A 19,398-nucleotide genomic window follows, 5' to 3' on the forward strand; every position below is an offset into this window, starting at 1 on the left:
CCAGTCAGTTGGTTGTACAGCAGTATCGGCGCATATGGCCGCTGGCTTGAGGGTGGAAAGCGCCAATTTGGCGGATGAAATGGCAAAGTGCCAGTTATCTGCTGCGCTGCCCGACGACTTGTCAGTCGCGTTATTCAGCCCAGCGTCTGGCGGTATTGCCCAGGCGTCAGGCCTTTCCAGCGCTTGAAGGCATGCAGGAAATTCGACACCTCGCTGTAGCCCAGACGCTCGGCAATTTCCTCCTGGCTCAGGCTGGCGATGGCCAGCAGTTCCTCGGCCAGGGCCTGACGCACTTCTTCCTGTAACTGGCGAAAGCTGCTGCCTTGTTCTTCCAGGCGACGGCGCAGGGTACGGCTGCTGATGTTCAGCTCGCTGGCGATGACTTCCATATCTGCCAGCCGACCCGGTGTACTCAACAGGCGATCACGAATCTGCCCGGCCAGACCGCTGCGCACCTGACGTTTGGCCAGCAGGGCCTGGCATTGCTGTTCGCAGAGCTGGGCGCTGTGCGGATTGGCGCGGGGCAGGGGCAGATCGAGCAGGTGACGGGAAAAACTGATGCGGTTTTCTGCGCAGGAAAACTCCGGTAGCAGACCGAATTGCTCGATAAAGGGTGCAGTGTCAGCCGGCGCCGGCATGCTCAGCTGCACGCGATCCAAGGGCATGCGCTTGCCGGTCAGTTCGCGCTGAATCACCATCACCGCCACGGTGTCGCGCAGCAGGAGAAAGTCGCGCACCTGATCCGGCAAATGGCTGCCGTCCAGCTGCAGATGCGCCTGGTCGGCGTCCTCATGCAAGCTAATGCGATTAAAGGCAAAGGTCAGGTCCAGGTAGCGCAGGCCGAGGTCGGCAGCCTGGCGGAAGCTCTGGCTGCTGAGCAGGGCGTAACCCCAGATGCCATAGGTGGTCAGTTGATAACGCAGACCGGCTTGCAGGCCGAGGTCGTCCTGTGCGGGCAGGGCTTCGATCAGGTTGCAGATCAGTTGCAGTTCCTGCGCCCCTTCGATTTCACTGTGCAACTCCGCCAGTTGCAGGGGGCTGAGGCCAGTGTGGCGCAGGCACTGCTCGACACTCAAACCGTGATCGAGGCCTAACTGGGTCAGCAGTTGCGCACTGGTAATGCTGCGTCGTGGCAGTGAGTAGGGGATGGCTGGCATGCCGTTATCCGCTGTTTTGTCCGAAAGTCACAATCGATTGGCCGACTATGCCATAACGGGCCGGGGAGCAGGCAAGTAGCATCCTGGCATCCGCACTGTTTGCGGTTGGGGATATAACAATGCACAACACTTCCCAGAATCAGGCCGCTCTGCGCGTGCTGATTATTGGCAGCGGCTTTGGCGGTCTGGGCATGGCCATTCAGTTACAGAAGACTGGCATCGAAGATTTTCTGCTCCTTGAGAAGGCCGCAGAAGTCGGCGGTACCTGGCGTGACAACAGCTATCCGGGGGCGGCCTGCGATGTGCCGTCGCACCTGTATTCGTTTTCCTTCGAGCCGAAAACCGACTGGAGCCGCACGTACGCGCCCCAGGCGGAAATCCACGGCTATATGCTGCATTGCGTGTCCAAGTACCAGCTGCGCTCGCATATTCGCTGCAATGCCGAAGTGGCTTCGGCGGCTTTCGATGCGGCGGCAGCGTTGTGGCGGGTGACCCTGAGCACGGGTGAGGAACTCTGCGCCGAGGTGCTGATCAGCGCCTGCGGCCAGCTCAATCAGCCGGCTTATCCGGCGTTACCAGGGATCGAGCAGTTCGCCGGGGAGGCCTTTCACTCGGCGCGCTGGCGGCATGACCTGAACCTGAGCGGTAAGCGTGTGGCGGTGATCGGCACCGGTGCTTCGGCGATCCAGTTTGTTCCGCAGATTCAGCCGCAGGTGGCCGAACTCAAGTTGTTTCAACGCTCGGCGGCCTATGTATTGCCCAAGCCGGATCGTGCCTATCGGCCCTGGGAGCTGGCGTTGATGCGCCGACTACCGTGGTTGCAGCGCCTCGACCGTGGCTTCAAGTATGTGCAGCACGAGGTGCGCGGCCTGGCGTTTATCAGCATGCCGTGGCTGATGAAGCTGTTTCGCTTCAGTTTCGAACGCCACCTCAAGCAGCACATCAGTGATCCGCAACTGCGCAGCCAGCTGCAGCCGAACTACCCCATGGGCTGCAAACGCATCCTGATCAGCAATGACTACTTGCCAGCACTGGCGCAGCCCAACGTGACGGTGATTAGCGAGGCGATCAGCCGTATCAGCGAGCACGCCATCATCACCGCCGATGGCCGCGAGCATCCGTGCGATGTGCTGATCTACGGCACCGGCTTTGCTGCCACGGATTTTCTTGCGCCGATGCAGATTCGCGGGCTCGGCGGGCGGGAGCTGAACCAGGCCTGGCGTGACGGCGCCGAGGCGTACAAAGGCATCAGCGTCAGCGGTTTCCCCAACCTGTTTATCCTTTACGGGCCCAATACCAACCTGGGGCATAACTCGATCATCTATATGCTGGAAAGCCAGTTCCGCTATGTGCTTGGCTGCATTGATTTGCTGCGTCAGCAAGGCGCCCGTTATGTCGACGTAAAAGCTGCAGTGCAGCAGCGCTACAACCAGCAGATTCAGGCCAGCTCACATCGAACGATATGGGAGCAGGGTTGCTCAAGCTGGTACAAAACCGCCTCCGGCAAAAGCACCAACAACTGGCCGGGCTACACCTTTACCTATCGCCAGCAAACCCGCGCACCGGAGCCCGATGACTATGAATGCACCCGCTGAATTTACCGCCCCAGCCGCTGATCAGGCACTGCTGCGCAGCGTGCTGCGTACCAGCCTGCGTCTGCTGTTTCGTGGCTTGGTGCGTCCGCCGATGCCGATTGCCGGCCAGCGTGCGGTGCTGCGTCTGCTGACGGCGGTGAGCCCGACGCCGCGCGGTATCACCCGCAGTGTTGGCACCCTGGGCGGGCGGCCCTGTGAGTGGCATAAGCCGCAGAGTGGTCGCGGCACGGTGCTGTTGTATCTGCATGGTGGTGCGTACCTGATCGGCGGGCCGAATACCCATCGGGCGATCTGCTCCAACCTGGCCAAGCGTGGGCAGATGGATGTGTGCGCACTGGATTACCGGCTGGCACCCGAGCATCAATACCCGGCGGCCCGTGAGGATGCCCTGGCCGCGTTTCAGGAATTGATAAAGCTAGGCTACAAGCCCGAGCAGATCGTGATCGGCGGCGATTCGGCCGGTGGCAACCTGAGCCTGATCACCAGTCTGCGCCTGCGTGACCAAGGGCTGCCGCAACCGGCGGCGCTAGTGTGTTTTTCCCCAGTCACCGACTTTACCGGCACCCAGCTGCACGAGCCGCCCGCCGGTGACCCGCTGATCCACCGCAAATGGGTGGAGCAGGCGCTGGCACTGTATTGCCCGGCCGGACTGGCCCATGACGATCCCGGTTTATCGCCGCAGTTTGCTGACCTGCACGGTTTGGCGCCGTTGCTGATTCAGGTGGGTGAAGATGAAATCCTGCGTAACGACAGCCTGCGTTTTGCCGACAAGGCCAAGGCTGCCGGCGTTGATGTGCGTCTGCAGCGCTACCCGGATCTGTGGCACGTGTTCCAGGCCCACGCCGGCATGCTCAAGGCGGCGGATTTTGCCCTGGCCGAAGTGGTGAGCTTTCTGCGTGAGCGAGGTTGTTGATGAACAACATTCTGATCACGGGTGCCGCTTCCGGCATCGGCGCGGCCACCGCGAGGCTGTTTCATCAGCACGGCTGGCAGGTCGGCTTGCTTGATATCAACCATCAGGCGTTGGCCAAGCTGGCAGGCGAGCTGGGTAACGTTTGGCATGCCGAGCTGGATGTCACCGACCCGGCAGCGGTCAAGGTCGCCCTGGCGGACTTCTGCGCCTTACATGGCGGCCAGTTGCGCCTGCTGTTCAATAGCGCGGGGATTTTGCAGTGTGGACACTTCGAGGACATCGAGCTGAGTGAGCATGCGCGTATCCTGCAGATCAACGTGCTGGGCCTGCTGAACATGACCCACGCGGCGTTTCCCTATCTGAAAGCCACGCCCGGTGCCCAGGTAATCAATATGGGCTCGGCCTCCGGGCTGTATGGCGTACCGCATCTGGCCAGTTATTCGGCCTCAAAATTCGCTGTGCGCGGGCTGACCGAGGCGCTGGAGCTGGAGTGGGCCAAGCACGGCATTCGTGTCGGTGATCTGATGCCGCCGTTTGTCAGCACGCCGATGCTTAACAGTCAGCGCTTCCAGGCCCCGGTATTGCGCCGTTTGGGCGTCAATCTTGAGGCTGAAGCCGTGGCCCAGGCCGCCTGGGCTCAGGCGCAGCAGCACAAGGTACACCGGCCGATCAGTCTGCAGTTCAAACTGCTGTATTGGTCCGGGCAAGTGACGCCCGCCTGGTTGACCCGGCGCATCATGGCCTGGCTAAGCCGTGAGTAATCTGACTGGACTTGATGGCTGCCCTATAAATCCTGCTGGCCCCGACGCTCGCCGCTAAAGCGCCTCCCACAGCATGGGCAGCAGCTGATGCGTCTGACGTTAAGCCGTGGGAGGGGCTTTAGCCGCGACACTTGAGGTTCGCTGAGTTGGATATTTCGCTGGGCAAACCGCGCGCGATAGGACTAGTCTGCAATTAACGCTTCCGGCTTGTGCGTTCTGCACAAGCCTGCGTTGACCAGCCCTGGTTTCAGGTCTGGCTTATGACACATCAAGCAGCACATCGCTTGATTCTCGGGCGGCACTGCAATCGGTGCCGCGACACCGCTGAGGCTCTGGCGGTAGCAATGGGAAAGCGTTTAACAGGTCGTAGCACTGCAGTATCGACACCCAGTTGGTTCTTTAGCGTCCTGTAAATTTGTCCATCGCCTGAGGAGGTCACTTCATGAGCACAGCCTTGCACGATGATGTCAGCAACGGGGTTTTACGGCGGATGAAGGAAGGTGGCTTCGACTTTGCCAGCTTCCATCCCATCGAGTTCTACGCCATTTTCCCGGACGAGGAGCGGGCCCGCATGGCCACCCGCCAATTTCGAGGTGAATCCTTACACGCCCTGGTGACCGAGCGTGATGACGGTGCCTGGCACCTGCAAGTCAGTAAAGTAATGTTTGCGACCTACCAAGGTATTGGTGACTTCGAGCATGATCTGGAGTCGGTCGTGGCGCCGCTGGGCGGCAAGCTGGATGGGTGGGGCGTAACCCAGGAGGTAAGGCAGCCCTGAAGTCTGCACGCGGGCCGGCCATAAGCTGGCCCGTTTCATTTCAATCTGGCTAGAACGCTCCCCAAGCAATCACCCCTCGACCCCAACCTGCGCTTTGCTTCAGACTTGGCGCATGACCGACATCCTGATTTTCACCCACATTGATTACTGCCCGCCGGCCCACCTGGGCAAGGTGCTGGAGCAGGCTGGCCACCCATTTACCGTGCTGCGCGCGGATCTGGGTGAGCTGGACGGCATTGACCTCGACCGCCCCAAGGCGGTGGCCATCATGGGCGGGCCGATGAGCGTGAATGATCCGTTGCCCTGGCTGGCCACCGAAGTGGCGGCGCTGCAGCATTTTATCCGCCGCGATATTCCGCTGATCGGCCACTGCCTGGGCGGCCAGCTGTTGGCCAAGGCGTTGGGTGCGCAAATCAGCCGCATGCCCTACACCGAAAGCGGCTGGCAGCCGCTGACCCGCCTCGATCAGGCTGCGCCCAGCCCTTGGTTGCAGCACCTGCCTGAACAGTTCCCGGTCTTTCAGTGGCATGGCGACAGCTTTGCTATTCCCGAGGGCGCCCAGCCCTTGCTCAGCAGCCCCTGGTGCAGCAACCAGGCGTTTGCCTGGGGCGATAAAATCCTGGCCCTGCAAGGCCACCCGGAAATGGACGAGGCGCTGGTGTGCCAGTGGCTCGGCGATTGGTATCACCTGTTGGATGAAAGCCAACCGAGCCAGCAGAGCAGGGCGCAGATGCTCGACCATCTGCCGGCCAAAGTCGCTGAGTTGAACCGCGTCGCCGAAGGCTTCTATCGCCATTGGCTGCAGCTGGCCGGGCTCTGAGGCCGGGCAGGGTGGATGACGTTTTACCCATCCACCGTGCTTACCTGTGGTGGATAACAAGAGCGTTATCCACCCTGCGGAGCTTTAGCCGGGATGTCCGCCTTAAAATGGCGCGCTCTGCGACCTGGCGGTCACCAATGCGCCCCGGCTTGGTGCGTTGCTCGCATCGACAATACTCAAGTCACTGATTTAAAACATTTTTATTGTATGGCGCGGGCCTTGCAAAGCTGTCTCCATGTCCGGGTGACAAGGAGTACGGCATGGCCCGCACCTTTTATGACGAGATGTACGACGCGAGCGGCGCTGTCCGCCCGCACTACCAGGCTTTTGCCCGCTGGTTGGCGGAAACGCCGGATGAACTGCTGGCTCAGCGCCGCCGTGAAGCCGATCTGCTGTTCCACCGCGCCGGTATCACCTTCACCCTGTATGGCGATGATCAGGGCACCGAGCGGTTGATCCCGTTCGACATCATCCCGCGCAGCATCCCGGCCAGCGAATGGCGCATCGTCGAGCGTGGCTGCATCCAGCGCGTGCAGGCGCTGAACATGTTCCTCGCCGACCTCTACCACGACCAGCGCATCATCAAGGCCGGGATCATCCCCGCCGAGCAGGTACTGGCCAACGAGGGTTACCAGATCGCCATGCAGGGCCTCAACCTGCACCGCGACCTCTACGCGCATATCGCCGGGGTCGACCTGGTACGCGATGGCGATGGCAGCTACTACGTGCTGGAAGACAACCTGCGCACCCCCAGCGGCGTCAGCTACATGCTCGAAGACCGCAAGATGATGATGCGCCTGTTCCCCGAGCTGTTTGCTGCGCAGCGCGTGGCCCCCATCGATCACTACCCGAACCTGCTGCTCGACACGCTGAAGTCCTCCAGCCCGCTGGATAACCCCAACGTTGTGGTGCTGACCCCGGGGCGTTTCAACAGCGCTTACTTTGAGCACGCCTTCCTCGCCCGCGAAATGGGCGTGGAACTGGTCGAGGGTGCGGATCTGTTTGTGCGTGACGACAAGCTGTTTATGCGCACCACGTCTGGGGCCAAGCAGGTGGATGTGGTTTATCGCCGCCTCGACGATGCCTTTCTCGACCCACTGGCCTTCAATCCCGATTCCATGCTCGGTGTGCCGGGCCTGCTGGCCTGCTACCGCAGCGGCAACGTGGTGCTGGCCAACGCCATTGGCACCGGGGTGGCGGACGACAAGTCGATCTACCCCTATGTCGACGACATGATCCGCTTCTACCTAAGCGAAGAGCCGATCCTGAAAAACGTGCCGACCTTCCAGTGCCGCAAGCCAGCCGAGCTGTCCCATGTGCTGGCCAACCTGGAACAGCTGGTGGTCAAGGAAACCCAAGGCTCCGGCGGCTACGGCATGCTGGTCGGACCGGCCGCCACCAAGGCCGAAATCGAAGACTTCCGCGCCCGGCTAATCGCCCGCCCTGAGGCCTATATCGCCCAACCGACCCTGTGCCTGTCGACCTGTCCGACATTTGTCGACAACGGTATCGCGCCACGGCATATCGACCTGCGGCCGTTCGTCCTCTCCGGGCGCGAGACCCGCCTAGTGCCCGGCGGCCTGACCCGCGTCGCGCTGCGTGAAGGCTCGCTGGTGGTCAACTCGTCCCAGGGTGGCGGTACCAAAGACACCTGGGTGGTGGAGGACTAATCATGTTGAGTAGAACTGCCTCTGATCTGTACTGGATGTCGCGTTACCTGGAGCGTGCGGAAAACCTCGCGCGCATGCTCGATGTCAGCTACTCCCTGTCACTGATGCCGCAAGACGGGCAGGGCGATGGCCTGGAAGAACTGGCCATGCCGCTGCTGATTACCGGCACCCTGGATGATTATCTGGAGCGTCACGGCCCGCTGCACGCCGAGCGCATGCTGCACTTCTTCGCCCTCGATGCGAGCAATCCGGCGAGCATTTACTGCTGCCTGCAGGCCGCGCGCAGCAATGCCCACGCCGTACGCGGGCGGATCACCGCCGACATGTGGGAAAACATCAACGCCACCTGGCTGGAGATTCGCGGCATCGCCGAGCAGGGCCTGGGCCGCTACGGTATCAGCCGCTTCTGCGAGTGGGTCAAGGAGCGCTCGCACCTGTTCCGTGGCGCCACTTTCGGCACCATCATGCGTGGCGACCCTTATCGTTTTATCCGCCTTGGCACCTTTATCGAACGCGCCGACAACACCCTGCGACTGCTCGATGCCCGCTACGAAATGCTCGGTGAAGACATCGACGAAATCGACGGCCGCCCGGCGCGCAGCTACTACCAGTGGACTGCACTGCTGCGTGCGCTGTCCTCGTTCGAGGCCTTTGCCGAGATATATCGCGGCTCGCCCGGTACGCGCAAAGTCTCCGAACTGCTCCTGCTGCGCCCAGATGTGCCGCGTTCGCTGCGCGCCTGCATGGATGAATTAAGCCTGATGCTCGCCAGCCTGCCCGGCGACAACGGCCGCCCAGCCCAGCGCCTGGCCGCTGAACTGGAAGCGCGGCTTCGCTACACCAGCATCGAAGAAGTACTCGACGAGGGCCTGCACGCCTGGCTCACCGATTTCATCCTGCTGGTTCGCCAGCTGGGCCAAGCCATCCAAAGCTCCTACCTGGAGGTCGCATGAGACTGTCAATCAGCCACGACACTACCTATCACTATGAAGATCAGGTGCGCACCAGCATCCAGTACCTGCGCATGACCCCGCACGACAGCGAGCGTCAGCAGGTGCTCAGCTGGCAATTGACCTTGCCACGTCCGGTGCGCGCGCAGGTCGATCCCTACGGCAATATCCTGCATGTGCTGACCCTGGACGAGCCGCACGAATCCATCGTTATCGGCGCTCGCGGCCAGGTGGAAATCGACGAGGCGCGCGAGGCCGAGCACGAAAACCAGTCGGCGCTGCCGTTTTTGCGCTTTACCCGCCTCACCGAGGCCGACGAAGCTCTGCGCGAGTTCGCCAAGCTGCAGAGCAAAAACCGTCAGGACCGCACTGGCCTGATCGACCTGATGCACGCCCTCAATGCGCATATCCGCTATGCGCCAGGCACCACGGCGGTGGAAACCAGTGCGGCTGAGGCCTTTGCTGGCGGCAAGGGCGTTTGTCAGGATCATGCGCATGCCTTCCTGGCCTGCGCACGCAGCCTGGGCGTGCCGGCGCGCTATGTGTCGGGCTATCTGTTTACCGACAGCGAAGACCACCTGGCCAGCCACGCCTGGGCGGAAGCCTGGTTGGACAATGCCTGGTACAGCTTTGATGTGACCAATTGCTTGGCCAAGCCGGAGCGGCATTTGAAGCTGGCCGTGGGCTTGGACTACTTGGACGCCTGCCCGGTACGCGGCATGCGCCGAGGTGGCGGCATTGAGCAGATGCATGCGCAAGTGGAGGTTGCTCCACTGGTGCGGGTGCAACAGCAGTAGCTTTAAAGCCCCCTCTGCCCGCTTGCGGGAGACGACTGCATGGATGCAGGAGGTAGGGCGACGCAGGATGCTAAAGCCGAGGGATTGGGGAGAGGGTTTTAATGGCGCGTGACGCCGGCCGCGAATGAAGCCTGCCTCGTAGGGTGGGTTAGGGGCGCTGATCCGAGATTGATTGTTCAGCTCAGTGCTTGAGCGCTACGTAACCCACCAAGCGGTGGTCGCCGTTGCACGTATTCTCGTTAGGGTTCGTAGTACAGCCCGCCTGCTGCTGTCGGCTCTAGTTTTGGTTTCGCCCCTTACGGGCGAGTCACTTTTGCCAGTCGCCGCAAAAGTAACCAAAAACGCTTGCCCCGACATCCGGCCCTGCCTGCGGCAGGGTTCGTGAATAGAATCATTGCTCCAGGGGCCCGCCGCGAAGGGCCATCCTTGGCCCATCGCGGCTCTCGCGGCATCCATGCCGCTCAAGCCCTTGACTCGCTTTGCTCGGCCTGCGGGCCAGCCTGCGGCTGTTACTCCGCTGCGCTCCGTTTCACAACGATTCTGTTCACCCTCCTGAAGGGGCGTTTGGCGTCGTCTGTACGTTTTGTGTGGCTGAACCAAAAGCAAAGCCAAAACAACGGCCTGCAACCACAGCGATTTGATGGGTATCGCGTTGCTCAACCCATCCTACGGTTCTGCCATCAATGCTTGCGGCTTTGCGGAACCTGTAGGAGCGGCCTTGGCCGCGATGTTCTTGTATTCACATTGGTTACGGGCTAGCCAGCACCTACAAAGGCTGCACTTTGCGCCCCACCATATGCCGTAAATACTCAACCAACTCCCCCAATTCCTTGTCATTCAATACCTCAACAGAAAACCCCGGCATCTTGCCCTGGGGCCAGCGCCGCAAGCTCTGTGGGTCGCGGATATAGCGGCTTAAAAAATCGCCACTGAAATACTCGGTCGGGTTGTGCGGAATATTCAGGTCGGGGCCGAATTGCGAGTCGCCTGCACCATTCAGACGATGGCAGGCCATGCAGTTTTTCTGGTACTGGGCAAAGCCGGCCTGCACCGCCGGGCTGGCGTCTGCCGCTGGCAGCAGTTGCGGGAAACGCTGCGCAACCGGGGCCAGTTTGCGGATGCTGGCGAGTTGAAACGGCCATTGCTCGGGGCCGATCTGGCTGGCGGCTGGGTTTTGCCAGACGAGATAAAACGGGCCGGCGCTGGGTTTGCCGTTGCCCAGGGCGGGCCAGGGTTGTGCCGGGTCTTCGATGGCCAGCCAGGCTTGGCTGGCGGTTTGGCTTAGCGCAGGCGCAGCGGGCAGCTCTGCGGCAAAGCCGTCGCTGGCCACCAGTTGCAGGTGATCGCCCGGTTGTACCCCTTCCAGCAGCGCGGCCAGCGGCACGGCGCGGTAGTGCATGTTGCGTTTGTAACTAACATCGTCGCGGATTTCGATGGTTTGCGCTTGTGGGTGGGCGAGCAGTTGGGCGCTGCTCAGGCGCTGGCTGCCGTTGCCCAGTTCCAGGGTCAGTTCGGCGGCGTGCAGGTAGTTGAAGGGCAAGAGGGTGAGCAGGGCGACACCTAGAGTGCGTATGTTCAATCCTGCGACTCCAGGGCCAGTTTCAGTTCGTCATAGCCGCCGGCGTTGATCAGGTTGTTGTAGCCCATGGCGCGCAGGCTTTCTTCGGCGATGCCAGAGCGGCGGCCGCTGCGGCAGTACAGCACGATGGGCGTGTCCTTGTCCGGGGCGATGGCGCTGATGCTGCTGGCGATCTGTTCATGGTCGATCTGCTCGGCGCTGGGCAATGCGCCGGCGGCAAACTCTTCGGCGGTACGCACATCAATCAGCACGCTGTCAGGCGATTGCAGGGCGACAACGGCGGCATTGAGTTCGGCTTCGCCGGCCAGTAGTGGCAGGCTGACAAGTAGGCCGAGGGTGGCAAGTAGGGTGCGCATGGCGGGCTCCTTGGGGTGATTGAAATCACCCTAGCACAGGCCGTTGCGTGCGCGATGCTGGCAAACGCGCTGCCACTGCCGACGCACGCTACGGTGGCTGGCAGGGCAGGGTTTCAGGGGCTGGACGCGAACCATTTGTGGGGATGGAGGCGCAGCAGGATTCGGGTTAGCCGACCAGTCGGGTCAGGTTGGGAAGAATCAGGATCAGGGTGGTGGCAAAAACGATCATGCCTGCTTGGCGCATTTTTATGGGATTGAGCATGGCGAGTGGCCTTGTTGTTTTTTGCGGCGCGGTCGTCGCGCTCCTGCGTACTGCGCGGAGGTGATGCCACGTCTCGTGTTGATCATTCAAGCCGTCCCGGCAAAACCCGGCGACGACGCCGACAGCGGTCAATCGACAGGGCAATTGCCGATGACCTGATTCAACTGTAGAGCTGGGCTGGCAGCGGCTATAGACGCCTTGATTACTAAATCGCACTGGCTAGTTGCCAGCAGTTATGAGGCGTGTCCGGTGGGTGGTAAACAGCCCTTGAGCTAGACGCGCTTGTTGCCCTTCGCCCAGTGATTGACCGTTTGTCTGAGCTGAGCGGTCAATAGGCCTGAGCACTTCGGTCATTGAGCCTGGTTCCGCCCGGCGTATGGTAGGCCCACTCAACAAAAACAGGCGCGGGCCTCACCTGCGCCATCAGCCACCCTCCATTGGAGGTCTGAGGACGCCATGACCGAAGCATATATTTTCGATGCCGTGCGCACGCCCCGCGGCAAGGGCAAGAAGGACGGGGCGCTGTACAGCGTCAAGCCTGTCGACCTGATCGCCGGCCTGCTCAAGGCGCTGCAAGCGCGCAATAACCTGGACACCAGCCAGGTCGATGACATCGTGCTCGGCTGTGTAACGCCGGTGGGTGATCAGGGCGCGGACATCGCCAAAACAGCCGCCATGGTTGCCGATTGGGATGTCAGCGTGTCGGGCGTACAGCTCAACCGTTTCTGCGCTTCGGGCCTGGAAGCGGTAAACATCGGCGCGATGAAGGTGCGTTCCGGTTTCGAGGATCTGGTGGTGGTGGGCGGTGTCGAGTCGATGTCGCGCATTCCCATGGGTTCCGATGGCGGCGCCTGGGTGATGGACCCTGCGACCAATATGCACACCCACTTCACCCCGCAGGGTATTGGCGCCGACCTGATCGCCACCCTGGAAGGTTTCAGCCGTACTGACGTCGACAGCTTCGCTCTGCGCTCGCAGCAGAAGGCCGCTCGCGCCAGCAAGGACGGCTCATTCAGCAAGTCGCTGATTCCGGTGGCCGATCAGAACGGCATCGTGCTGCTCGATCACGATGAGTTTATCCGTGGCGAATCCACCCTCGAAGGCCTGGGCAAGCTCAAGCCAAGCTTCGAGATGATGGGCCAGATGGGCTTCGACAGCACCGCGCTGCGTGTCTACAGCCATGTTGAGCAGATCAACCACGTGCACACCCCAGGCAACAGCTCGGGCATCGTTGATGGCTCTGCCCTGATGCTGATCGGCTCCGAGGCCAAAGGTCGCGAGCTGGGTCTGAAGCCGCGTGCACGCATCGTCGCCACTGCCGTGACCAGTACCGACCCGACCATCATGCTCACCGGCCCGGCACCTGCCACCCGCAAGGCATTGGCCAAAGCTGGGCTGAACGTCAATGACATCGATCTGTTCGAGGTCAACGAGGCGTTCGCTTCGGTGGTAATGAAGTTTATGAAGGACATGGGCGTCAGCGAAGACAAGGTCAACGTCAACGGCGGTTCCATCGCCATGGGTCACCCGCTGGGTGCGACCGGTTGCGCCATTCTCGGCACCCTGATCGACGAGCTGGAGAAGCGCAAGCTGCGCTATGGCCTGGCCACCCTCTGCGTGGGTGGTGGCATGGGCATCGCCACCATCATTGAACGAGTTTGAGGCGGAGATAAGAAAAATGACTGACGCCATCCGTTACGAAAAAGGCCAGGACAATATCGTCGTTCTGACCATGGATATGCCTGGCCAGAGCGCCAACACCATGAACGCGGTGTACCGCGAAGCCATGGGCAAGATCGTCGACCGCCTGGAAGCCGAGAAGGATTCCATTGCCGGGGTCATCCTCACCTCCGCGAAGAAGACCTTCTTCGCCGGCGGCGACCTCAATGAGCTGATCAAGGTCACCAAGGCCGACGCGCCAGCCTTCTACCAGATGATCCTCAACATCAAGGGCCAACTGCGTCGCCTGGAAACCCTGGGTAAGCCGGTGGTGGCGGCGATCAACGGTGCAGCCCTGGGCGGCGGCTGGGAAATTGCTCTGGCCTGCCATCACCGTATCGCCCTGAACAATTCCAGCATTCAGCTCGGTCTGCCGGAAGTGACCCTCGGCCTGCTGCCGGGCGGCGGCGGGGTGGTGCGTATGGTGCGCATCCTCGGCCTGGAAAAAGCCTTGCCGTATCTGGCTGAAGGCAAGAAGGTACGTCCCGATGCGGCGCTCAAAGCCGGCCTGATCCATGAACTGGCCAGCGACAGCGATGACCTGCTGGCCAAGGCACGCGCCTTTATCGCCGCCAACCCGAGCGCCGTGCAGCCGTGGGATGTGAAAGGCTACAAAATTCCCGGCGGTACACCGTCCAGCCCAAATGTGGCGCAGATGCTGGCCATCGCCCCGAGCGTGCTGCGTGACAAGACCAAGGGCTGCTTTCCGGCGCCGGAGAAGATCATGTGCGCCGCCGTTGAGGGTGCGCAGGTCGATTTCGACACCGCGCAGATCATCGAAGCGCGCTACTTCACCGAGCTGACCACCGGTCAGGTGGCGAAGAATATGATTGGTACCTTCTGGTTCCAGCTCAATGAAATCAACGCCGGCGGCTCACGCCCACAAGGCTTCGAGCCTTACGTGACCAAGAAGGTCGGTGTGCTCGGTGCCGGCATGATGGGCGCCGGTATTGCCTATGTGTCGGCGGTCGCCGGTATCGAGGTGGTACTCAAGGACATCTCCATCGAAGCCGCGGAGAAGGGCAAAAGCTACTCGGCCAAGCTGCTGGAGAAAAAGGTCGGCCGTGGCCAGATGAGCGCCGAGAAGCGCGATGGCATCCTGGCGCGGATCAAACCCACTGTCAGTGACGCTGATTTCGAGGGCTGCGACCTGATTATCGAAGCGGTGTTCGAGGATCGTGACCTCAAGGCCAATGTCACCGCAGCGGCCGAACGTGCGGCGCTGGCGGATGCGGTAATCGCCTCCAACACCTCGACCCTGCCGATCACCGGCCTGGCCACGGCGGTGCAGAAGCAGGACAAGTTTATCGGCCTGCATTTCTTCAGCCCGGTGGACAAGATGCCGTTGGTGGAAATCATCAAGGGCGAGCAGACCAGCGACGAGACCCTGGCGCGTGGCTTCGATTACGTCATGCAGATCAAGAAGACCCCGATCGTGGTCAACGACAGCCGCGGCTTCTTCACCTCGCGGGTGTTCGGTACTTTCACCAATGAAGGCCTGGCCATGTTGGGTGAGGGCGTGAGCGCGGCGATGATCGAGAACGAAGCGCGCAAGGCCGGTATGCCGGTTGGCCCGCTGGCGATCAGCGACGAAGTGTCGATGAGCCTGATGAACCATATCCGTCAGCAGACCATCAAGGACCTCGCTGCCGAAGGCAAGCAGATCCCCGAACACCCGGCGTTTGCGGTGATCGACATGATGCTCAACGAGTACAAGCGCCCGGGCAAGGCGGCGGGTGCGGGGTTCTACGATTACCCTGCAGGTGGTAAGAAGCACCTGTGGCCGGAACTCAAGGCGCGTTTCGAGAAGAGCGATGCGCAGATTTCGCAGATCGACGTGCGGGATCGCATCCTGTTTATCCAGGCCATCGAAACCGTGCGCTGCGTGGAAGAGGGCGTGCTCAAGTCGGTAGCCGATGCCAACATCGGCTCGATCATGGGCATCGGCTTTGCAGCCTGGACCGGCGGTGCGCTGCAATTTATCAACCAGTACGGAGTGAAGGACTTTGTCGCCCGCGCCCAGTACCTGGCTGAGCAGTACGGCGAGCGCTTCCTGCCGCCGGCGTTGTTGCTGGAGAAGGCGGCGAAGAACGAAAGTTTCTAACGCCGTCGCGTTAAGGCAGAGGTACTGAAAACCGGCTCCCTGTGAGCCGGTTTTTTATGGGCATGGCACTAGCGGGTTGGTGAAAAACGTAAGCGAGGCAGCAATGGCAACGCAGGTAGTTTTTAGCTGCTTGCTAGACTGCTGCAACGGCCACGCGGGCGTGGCGCAAGGGAGGTGATATGAAAATCGGGACAAGCAGTGCGCTGGCAATCAGCCTGGGCTTGCTGGCGGTGCCGGCATGGGCCGATGACTGCGCCAATGCCATGGATCAGTTCAGCCTCAATCAGTGTGCGGCGGCGGACTATGCCGCTCAGGATAAACGTCTGAACCAGCTCTACGGCGATTACCGCAAGCGTCTGGATGATGGGCAGAAACAGCAGCTCAAGGAGGTGCAACTGGCCTGGATCAAATTCCGTGATCTGGCTTGCGCGTTCGAGTCAGCGTCGGTCGAGGGCGGTTCGGCCTACCCTATGGTGCTTAACGGCTGCCTTGCGCAAAAGACCGCCGTGCGGGTCAAAGAGCTGGAGCAGCTGGCCGTCTGCGAAGAAGGCGACCTGAGCTGCCCGATTCCTGCGCAATAGTCAGCTTGAGCGGTTTTCAGCACGCTTGGCGGCCGCAAACCAGTTGCTGGATGGCCTGACGCTCGCTCAGTTGGGTGGGCATGCGCAGGGTCGCTAGGCTGCCGTCGCCCAACGCAATGGCCAGTTCGGACTCGAAGTGGATGCCACTGCTGTCGATCGTGGCGTAGGTTACGCCGTAGACGTTCTGGTTGCTCAGTGTTTGGGCGATGCTCATGGCGTTCTCCTGAGGCTGATAACGCTGTTATTGGCCGGTGCGCTGGGTGGCGGGCTGTTGAGTGGTCTGCACCTGTTGCGCCTGTCGAATGCTGCTGGCGCTGTGGCTGCTATTGAAGGCTGAGGCGGCCAGCAGGCTGGCGATGGCGGAGAAACTGGTCATGGGAGTGTCCTCTTCTGGGGTGGGGCGCAGTGCCCGATGGCCAGATCATCGGCCTGTGCCGTTATCGACAGAAGTGAATGGTGCTTATGGTGACTATCGAGGGCGCTGATGGTCCGCATGCCGGGTATTTACAGAGGGCGCAGAAGCAGCGGGTAATTGGTCGGGTTGGGCCCAGAACTATTGCCATGCAAGCTGTCAGCAGGCACGCTTGCGCGCTGGAAAAACAACCCTCCTGCGCCCTAGGTAACCGCCCATATGCCGCTGCAGATCTGCATCCTGGAAACCGATGTTCTTCGCCCTGAATTGGTCGACCAATACGACAGTTATGGCCGTATGTTCGAGCAATTGTTCGCCCGTCAGCCGATTGCTGCCGAGTTCAAGGTGTACAACGTGATGGAGGGGCATTACCCGCCGGACAGCGAGCGCTACGATGCTTATCTGGTGACGGGCAGCAAGGCAGATTCCTTTGGCAGCGACGCCTGGATCCAGACGCTGAAAACCTATCTGCTGGAGCGTTATGCCCGTGGCGACAAGCTGCTCGGCGTGTGTTTCGGGCACCAGCTGCTGGCGCTGTTGCTGGGCGGCAAGGCCGAGCGCGCCGTGCAAGGCTGGGGCGTGGGTATTCATCAATACCGTATGGAAAACAAGCCGAGCTGGATGAGCCCGGATCTGGAAGACCTGACGCTGCTGATCAGCCACCAGGACCAGGTGACTCAACTGCCGGAGAACGCGACCTTGCTAGCCAGCAGTGAGTTCTGCCCGATTGCCTCCTACTGCATCGGCGACCAGGTGCTGTGCTTCCAGGGCCATCCCGAGTTTGTGCATGACTACTCGCGTGCGCTGCTTGACCTGCGTCAGCAACATATCGGTGAGCCGGCCTATACCCGCGGTGTTGACAGCCTGCAACATGATCACCAGGGCCATATGGTCGCCGAGTGGATGATGCGCTTTGTCGCCCACGGCCGTGCCGGCCTTGCTGAGTAAGCGTTGGTGGATGCAGAAAGCCCGGTCAGTGACCGGGCTTTTTTATGGCGTGCTATTTATTGCCGCCACCCTCTGGACTGCCAATCTGCAGCGTTAACAACCGTTCCAGGCGATTTTTTATAACCAGCCGTAATGCTTGAAGCTGGCATACAGGCTGATGCAGCCGGTGGTGATTACACCGAGTACGGCGAAATAGCCGTACTGCCAGGTCAGCTCGGGCATGTTCTGAAAGTTCATCCCGTAGATCCCCGCCACTGCGGTGGGGAATGCCAGGATTGCCGCCCAGGCGGCGAACTTGCGTTGGGTAACGCTTTGCCGTGACGACTCCAGCAGCAGGCCGATCTCGATGGCATGGTCGGCCATTTCGCGCAGGGCGGTGAGGTCTTCCAGCAGGCGGTTGACGTGAATCGCCACGTCGCGGAAGTAGGGGCGCATGTTCTTGTCGATAAACGGGAAATCCAGGCGTTGCAGTTCCTGGCAGATTTCCGCCAGCGGCCCGATATAACGGCGCAGACGCAGCAGGTCGCGGCGCAGGCCCTGGATGCGCTCGACATCGGCCTGACTGAGAGGGTGCTTGAGCACCTGCTGCTCCACCTCCTCAAGTTCGCTGTGGTAGCTGTCCATCAGCGGTCGGTAGTTCTCGATCACGAAGCTGAGCAGCGCGTACAGTACGAAATCTTCGCCGTGCTCAAGCAGCAGCGGGCGTGCCTCGCAGCGCTGGCGTACCTGCGAATAGGGCGCCGACTCACCGTAGCGGGCGCTGATGATGTAGCCGTTGCCGGCAAACAGCTGGGTTTCGACAAAGGTCAGTTCGCCATTGGCGCGAATGGGCGAGTAAAGCACCAGAAACAGCGCATCACCAAAGGTCTCTAACTTGGGCCGGGTGTGTCGCTGCAGGGCGTCTTCCAGCGCCAGCTCATGCAGGTCGAATTGTCGCTGCAGGTTGCTCAGCTCCTCACTGCCAGGGTCGTGCAGGCCGATCCAGACAAAGTGGCCGGGCTTTTTCGCCCACTGCTTGCCCTCATCAAGGCGGATATTGCTGACTTTCAGCCCCTTGCTGTAAACAGCGGCGGCAACCACTCGACCCATGATGCATCCCTTATTGGCTGGTTTCAGCACGCAGCTTAGCGGCTTCGCCGTGCTCGGTGTGAATGCCAATAAAAAGCCCAGCACGAGGGCTGGGCTTATGGGCAGCGGGTAATACTCAGGCGCGTTGCGTCAACTGCTGATCCATGGCCTCGATGCATTGCTGCATCTGCGTACGGCAGGTTTCGATCAACTGGGGTAGGTCGTCCTGGCTCAGGCCAGCTGTGGGGATGGCTGGCAGCGAGCGGATCATGATATCGCCGCTGTTCCAGCGGTTGAGCTGGATATGGTTGACGTAGGTGCTGACACACACCGGGATAATCGGCACGCCAGCAGCAATCGCCATCTGGAACGCGCCTTTCTTGAACGGCAACAGGCCTTTGCCCAGGTTGCGCGTGCCTTCAGGGAAGACCCAGATCGAGGTGTCTTTGTGCTTCAAGGTGTCGGTGGTGGTGAGCATGGCCTGTTTGGCGCGAATTGCGTTGCCACGGTCGAGCAGCACATTGCCGGCCAGCCAATAGAGCTGGCCGAAGAAGGGCACCCATTTCAGGCTTTTCTTGCCGATGCTTACGGTACGCTCGGGCACCACGCGGCCGAGCACATAGAGGTCGTAGTTGGACTGGTGGTTGGCCACGATTACGCAGGCACGTTGATGGTCAAGCAGCGGTTGTACGTCGGTCTTGAGCTTCCAGCGCAAAAACCATTGCGCCGGTACGCTGTAGAGACGGGCGCACAGGCGGCTGTTATCCGGGTTGAACGGGCGGCAGATGCCGAGCAACAGGCCCAGGATGCCAGCGAGGATAAAGTGCACGCCCATCGCCAGCATGCGCAGAAGAAAAAGCATTTGGTACGCCTGTCATAGGAAAAAGGCGCGCAGTGTACGGGCGTGCACTGCTTTCAGCAATTGATG

19 protein-coding genes are annotated in these 19,398 nt (G+C 61.0%); 12 read left to right on the top strand and 7 right to left on the bottom strand.

Annotated features, from left to right (window positions below; translation table 11 throughout):
• Positions 1–134 precede the first annotated feature (134 nt).
• A complete protein-coding gene (locus ACOCLD_RS10630) occupies positions 135–1,106 on the bottom strand; it encodes an AraC family transcriptional regulator (RefSeq protein ID WP_422911788.1) in 972 nt (323 codons plus the stop codon).
• A gap of 170 nt (positions 1,107–1,276) precedes the next feature.
• Between ACOCLD_RS10630 and ACOCLD_RS10635 the strand changes: the two genes are divergently transcribed.
• From ACOCLD_RS10635 to ACOCLD_RS10670, 8 genes are all read left to right on the top strand, one after another.
• Positions 1,277–2,752: a flavin-containing monooxygenase gene (locus tag ACOCLD_RS10635; RefSeq protein WP_422909144.1), complete on the top strand. Its 1,476-nt coding sequence runs from the start codon at positions 1,277–1,279 to the stop codon at positions 2,750–2,752.
• On the top strand, positions 2,736–3,665 hold the full coding sequence (locus ACOCLD_RS10640) for an alpha/beta hydrolase (RefSeq protein WP_422911789.1): 930 nt from the start codon (positions 2,736–2,738) through the stop codon (positions 3,663–3,665). Before ACOCLD_RS10635 ends, ACOCLD_RS10640 begins: the two co-directional genes overlap by 17 nt.
• Positions 3,665–4,426 (top strand): SDR family oxidoreductase, encoded by a 762-nt coding sequence (locus ACOCLD_RS10645; RefSeq protein WP_422909145.1) that lies wholly within the window; start codon positions 3,665–3,667, stop codon positions 4,424–4,426. Before ACOCLD_RS10640 ends, ACOCLD_RS10645 begins: the two co-directional genes overlap by 1 nt.
• 442 nt (positions 4,427–4,868) lie before the next feature.
• Complete coding sequence (locus ACOCLD_RS10650; protein ID WP_422909146.1) at positions 4,869–5,204, top strand: ribonuclease E inhibitor RraB; 336 nt, start codon at positions 4,869–4,871, stop codon at positions 5,202–5,204.
• A 112-nt stretch (positions 5,205–5,316) separates the two neighbouring features.
• Entirely contained in the window at positions 5,317–6,024 is a 708-nt protein-coding gene (locus ACOCLD_RS10655; RefSeq protein WP_422909147.1) for a type 1 glutamine amidotransferase, read from the top strand.
• Between the two features lie 260 nt (positions 6,025–6,284).
• Complete coding sequence (locus ACOCLD_RS10660; protein ID WP_422909148.1) at positions 6,285–7,694, top strand: circularly permuted type 2 ATP-grasp protein; 1,410 nt, start codon at positions 6,285–6,287, stop codon at positions 7,692–7,694.
• 2 nt (positions 7,695–7,696) lie between these two features.
• Positions 7,697–8,647, top strand: coding sequence for an alpha-E domain-containing protein (locus tag ACOCLD_RS10665; protein ID WP_233684462.1), 951 nt, complete (start codon positions 7,697–7,699; stop codon positions 8,645–8,647).
• Positions 8,644–9,441, top strand: a complete 798-nt coding sequence (locus ACOCLD_RS10670; RefSeq protein ID WP_422909149.1) for a transglutaminase family protein — start codon at positions 8,644–8,646, stop codon at positions 9,439–9,441. Before ACOCLD_RS10665 ends, ACOCLD_RS10670 begins: the two co-directional genes overlap by 4 nt.
• A 766-nt stretch (positions 9,442–10,207) precedes the next feature.
• Here ACOCLD_RS10670 and ACOCLD_RS10675 read toward each other — a convergent pair.
• Positions 10,208–11,014, bottom strand: coding sequence for a c-type cytochrome (locus tag ACOCLD_RS10675; protein WP_422911790.1), 807 nt, complete (start codon positions 11,012–11,014; stop codon positions 10,208–10,210).
• 2 nt (positions 11,015–11,016) lie between these two features.
• Positions 11,017–11,376, bottom strand: coding sequence for a rhodanese-like domain-containing protein (locus ACOCLD_RS10680; RefSeq protein WP_422909150.1), 360 nt, complete (start codon positions 11,374–11,376; stop codon positions 11,017–11,019).
• Positions 11,377–12,094: 718 nt separating this feature from the next.
• Here ACOCLD_RS10680 and ACOCLD_RS10685 point away from each other — a divergent pair.
• The 3 genes from ACOCLD_RS10685 to ACOCLD_RS10695 all read left to right on the top strand — a co-directional run bounded on the left by ACOCLD_RS10685 (position 12,095) and on the right by ACOCLD_RS10695 (position 16,042).
• Positions 12,095–13,300 (top strand): acetyl-CoA C-acetyltransferase, encoded by a 1,206-nt coding sequence (locus tag ACOCLD_RS10685; RefSeq protein WP_233684466.1) that lies wholly within the window; start codon positions 12,095–12,097, stop codon positions 13,298–13,300.
• Between the two features lie 16 nt (positions 13,301–13,316).
• On the top strand, positions 13,317–15,461 hold the full coding sequence (locus tag ACOCLD_RS10690; protein ID WP_392541589.1) for a 3-hydroxyacyl-CoA dehydrogenase NAD-binding domain-containing protein: 2,145 nt from the start codon (positions 13,317–13,319) through the stop codon (positions 15,459–15,461).
• Between the two features lie 179 nt (positions 15,462–15,640).
• Positions 15,641–16,042: a lysozyme inhibitor LprI family protein gene (locus ACOCLD_RS10695; protein ID WP_422909151.1), complete on the top strand. Its 402-nt coding sequence runs from the start codon at positions 15,641–15,643 to the stop codon at positions 16,040–16,042.
• A 16-nt stretch (positions 16,043–16,058) separates the two neighbouring features.
• Here ACOCLD_RS10695 and ptrC read toward each other — a convergent pair whose 3' ends face one another.
• Together ptrC and ACOCLD_RS10705 are read right to left on the bottom strand one after the other, a co-directional pair.
• Positions 16,059–16,256: a type III secretion system co-regulatory protein PtrC gene (ptrC, locus tag ACOCLD_RS10700; RefSeq protein ID WP_422909152.1), complete on the bottom strand. Its 198-nt coding sequence runs from the start codon at positions 16,254–16,256 to the stop codon at positions 16,059–16,061.
• Positions 16,257–16,283: 27 nt separating this feature from the next.
• On the bottom strand, positions 16,284–16,418 hold the full coding sequence (locus ACOCLD_RS10705; protein ID WP_422909153.1) for a hypothetical protein: 135 nt from the start codon (positions 16,416–16,418) through the stop codon (positions 16,284–16,286).
• Between the two features lie 255 nt (positions 16,419–16,673).
• Between ACOCLD_RS10705 and ACOCLD_RS10710 the strand changes: the two genes are divergently transcribed.
• Complete coding sequence (locus ACOCLD_RS10710; protein WP_392541586.1) at positions 16,674–17,402, top strand: amidotransferase; 729 nt, start codon at positions 16,674–16,676, stop codon at positions 17,400–17,402.
• 117 nt (positions 17,403–17,519) lie between these two features.
• Here ACOCLD_RS10710 and ACOCLD_RS10715 read toward each other — a convergent pair whose 3' ends face one another.
• Together ACOCLD_RS10715 and ACOCLD_RS10720 are read right to left on the bottom strand one after the other, a co-directional pair.
• A complete protein-coding gene (locus ACOCLD_RS10715) occupies positions 17,520–18,491 on the bottom strand; it encodes a magnesium and cobalt transport protein CorA (protein WP_422909154.1) in 972 nt (323 codons plus the stop codon).
• Positions 18,492–18,606: 115 nt separating this feature from the next.
• Positions 18,607–19,332, bottom strand: coding sequence for a 1-acylglycerol-3-phosphate O-acyltransferase (locus tag ACOCLD_RS10720; RefSeq protein WP_257779589.1), 726 nt, complete (start codon positions 19,330–19,332; stop codon positions 18,607–18,609).
• Positions 19,333–19,398: the final 66 nt, after the last annotated feature.

It is taken from the genome of Pseudomonas cimarronensis, from assembly GCF_049331905.1.
In the GTDB taxonomy this organism is placed as follows: domain Bacteria; phylum Pseudomonadota; class Gammaproteobacteria; order Pseudomonadales; family Pseudomonadaceae; genus Aquipseudomonas.